This is a genomic window from Cereibacter johrii (assembly GCF_001720585.1).
GTDB classification, from domain to species: domain Bacteria; phylum Pseudomonadota; class Alphaproteobacteria; order Rhodobacterales; family Rhodobacteraceae; genus Cereibacter_A; species Cereibacter_A johrii.
On sequence record NZ_MABH01000103.1, the window covers coordinates 1 to 2293 of the forward strand.

Here is a 2293-nt window from a genome sequence, read left to right on the forward strand (position 1 = left end):
GACCGGCCGCGAGGGCCGCCTGCCACAGGTCCGGCTTCTGGCGCAGCGCCGTGGCGGCCGCGCCGAGCGCCCCCTGAGGCTGGCCCGCCGCCTCGAGCAGCACCGCGAGATTGAACCAGGCGATCCAGGCGTCGGGCCGCTCGGGATGGAGCGCGAGCCAGCGCCGGTAGATCTCGATCGCCGCCGCAGGCGCGGCCTCGGCCAGAGCCACCAGCTGCTCGGCCGTGAGCAGGGGGGACACGGAGCCGATGGGCAGGATCGGGGCGGGCTGCACCGTCATGGGGATCTCCTCGGTTTGCGGCACCTTCGCCGCTTCCGGTTAAGGGAGTCCTCATGCCGGGCCTGACCTCTTCCGTGTGCGCCGCGAGCCCGCTTCAATTTTAGGAGGAACGCGCGGTCGCGGCAGGCGGCGTTAGGACTTTCCTTACCGCCGTTGAGAAGAATGCCGGAAATCACGGAGGCCAGCATGGCTCCGCATGCTGGTGGATGCGCCCAGGAAATGCGTGCGCCCCGCCCCCATAGGGTGAGTGTGATGACCGACTTCAGCAGCAAGACCACAGCAGAGATCGCGGCCCTGACGAGCACCGAGGTCGCCAGCATGTCGAGCCAGGATCTGGCCGCCCTCTCCACCGCCCAGATCGCGGCGCTGACCGCCCAGCAGATCGGCTGGGTCAAGGCGGCGTCGCTGAAGGGGCTGGGGGATGCGCAGGTGGTGGCGCTGACGACGGCGCAGGCGGCGGCGCTCGGCTCGGCCCAGCTGGCCGCGCTGACGACGGCGCAGGTGGCGGCGATGGAGACGGCCGATCTCGCGGCGCTCTCGGCCACGGGGGTGGCGGGGCTGACTTCGGCGCAGCTCGGGGGGCTCTCGACCGCGCAGGTGGCGGCCTTCAGCACGGCGCAGGTTGCGGCCCTGTCCAGCGTGGCGGTCAAGGGTCTGGGCTCGGTCCAGGCCTCGGGTCTCACGACGGCCCAGGTGGCCGCCCTGTCGACCGCCCAGCTCAAGTCCTTCTCGACCGCGGGCATGACGGGGCTCGGCACGGCGCAGATCGTGGCGCTCTCGAGCGCGCAGGCGGCGGCGCTCGGCTCGGCACAGGTCGCGGCGCTCACGACGGCGCAGGCGGCGGCGATGGAGACGGCCGATCTCGCGGCCCTCACCAGCGTGGCCGTGAAGGGGCTGAGCTCGACCCAGGTGGGCGCGCTGACCACGGCGCAGGTGGCGGCGCTGAGCACGGCCCAGCTCGGCGCGCTCTCGACCGGGGCGCTGAAGGGCCTGACCACGGCGCAGGTGGTGGCCCTGACGACGGCGCAGGCGGCGGGGCTCGGCTCGGCGCAGGTGGCGGGCCTGTCGAGCACGCAGGTGGCAGCGCTCGAGACGGCGGATCTGGCCGCGCTCTCCACGGCGGGGCTGAAGGGGCTGGGCTCGGCGCAGGCCGCGGGCCTGACCACGGCGCAGGTGGCGGCACTGACCACGGCTCAGGTGGGCCAGCTCTCGAGTGCCGCGTTGAAAGGGCTCGGGACGGCGCAGATCGTGGCGCTGACGACGGCGCAGGCGGGGGCCCTCGGGACGGCGCAGATCGCGGCGCTCTCGACCGCGCAGGTGGCGGCGCTCGAGACGGCCGATCTCGCGGCGCTCTCGACGGGGGCGGCGAATGCCCTGACCTCGGGTCAGGCTGCAAGCCTCACGACGGCGCAGGTGGCGGCGCTGACCACGGCGCAGGTCGCCGCGCTCTCGACGGGGGCGGTGAAGGGGCTGAGCTCGACCCAGGCGGGGGCGCTGACCACGGCGCAGGTGGCGGCGCTGACGACCGCACAGCTCGGCGCGCTCACGACGGCGGCGCTGAAGGGCGTGACGACGGCGCAGGTGGTGGCCCTGACGACGGCGCAGGCGGCCGGGCTCGGCTCGGCGCAGGTGGCAGGCCTCTCGAGCGCGCAGATCGCGGCGCTGGAGACGGCGGATCTGGCCGCGCTCTCCACGACGGGGCTGAAGGGTCTGGGTTCGGCGCAGGCTGCGGGCCTGACCACGGCGCAGGTGGCGGCGCTCACCACGGCTCAGGTGGGCCAGCTCTCGAGTGCCGCGTTGAAAGGGCTCGGGACGGCGCAGATCGTGGCGCTGACCACGGCGCAGGCGGCGGCGCTGGGGTCGACGCAGGTGGCCGGGCTCTCGACCGCGCAGGTGGCGGCGCTTGAGACGGCCGATCTGGCCGTGCTCTCGACCGCCGGGGTGAAGGCGCTGAGTTCGACGCAGGTGGGCGCGCTGACGACGGCGCAGGTGGCGGCGCTCACCACGGCGCAG

The 2293-nt window shown here is 74.1% G+C and carries 2 pseudogenes; one reads left to right on the forward strand and one right to left on the reverse strand.

Annotation, left to right across the window (positions count from 1 at the left end):
• Positions 1–280: pseudogene (locus tag A9O63_RS07665) on the reverse strand (tetratricopeptide repeat protein); the annotation flags it as partial.
• 252 nt (positions 281–532) lie between these two features.
• Between A9O63_RS07665 and A9O63_RS07670 the strand changes: the two are divergent.
• Positions 533–2293 (forward strand): annotated as a pseudogene (locus A9O63_RS07670) (beta strand repeat-containing protein); the annotation flags it as partial.